1 pseudogene is annotated in these 1,043 nt (G+C 58.7%); it reads left to right on the top strand.

The annotated features are described in order from the left end of the window. Window positions 1-533: 533 nt before the first annotated feature. A pseudogene (locus RPS27_RS30805) lies at window positions 534-1,043 on the top strand (transposase); the annotation flags it as partial.

A 1,043-nucleotide genomic window follows, 5' to 3' on the forward strand; every position in this document is an offset into this window, starting at 1 on the left:
GGCTCATCGTAGCCATCTGGGTCTCCTGTCTTGAGAGGGGTGGTGCGAAGACCAACATCCTCTCAGACAGGACACCTCAGTTCAGCAGGTTTGCCCCCTACTGCCGCGTAGCGGGTTCGTTCAATCCTGGGCGAGATCAAATCGGTACACCCCGGCGAGATCATTGGAATCAGCAAGTTCGGCTCCGACCCGGTGCAGGCCTTTCCCGGTCACGGGCAGATGAAGCCGGAGCAGCAGGAGATCGAGCGGCTGCGCCGTGAGGTCGCCAAGCTGAAGGCCGAGCGGGATATCCTAAATAACTGTCCAGCGTCGTGGCGCGCCTGCGCGGGATAGAAACAGCCTTGTGCTATCCTTTAGCTCGGAGGGTAGCGGCCGTCAGCTTATTGGAGGCACTGTCCCCGTTAAAAAACGTGGTCCATGGGCGCATGCGGACTTGAGAGTGGTGACGCCGTTTCGACGGCGATCCCGATTAGGAAGATGACAAATTGGCATAGCCCTGACCCTCCAGCCCATCATCGGACGGAGGAGTTGCGATGCCTAACAGGACAACCGACCGCGGCCCGGACCTAAAGCTGGTCAACCTCAGCCCGGCCGCTATCGATATCGGATCAAAGATGCACATGGCCGCGGTAAACCCGGCCTGCACCGACAAGCCAGTGCGTGCATTCGGCACATTCACGCAAGACCTGCATGAACTGGCGGACTGGTTCAAGATGTGCGGCGTGACCAGTGTCGCGATGGAATCCACTGGGGTCTATTGGATCCCAGTCTACGAGATCCTAGAACAGCGCGGGTTTGAGGTCATTCTGGTCAACGCGCGGTACGCCAAGAATGTACCTGGCCGTAAAACCGATCTCAGCGATGCCGCTTGGTTACGCCAGCTCCACTCCTATGGCCTGTTACGGGGCAGCTTCCGACCGATGCCGAGATCGCAACGTTGCGAGCCTATCTACGCCAGCGCGAGCGGCTCGTGGAATATGCTGCCGCCCATATCCAACATATGCAAAAGGCTCTGATGGAGATGAACCTGCAGCTCCATCATG

The sequence above is a fragment of the Bradyrhizobium sp. WYCCWR 12699 genome (assembly GCF_032144035.1).
In the GTDB taxonomy this organism is placed as follows: Bacteria; Pseudomonadota; Alphaproteobacteria; order Rhizobiales; family Xanthobacteraceae; genus Bradyrhizobium.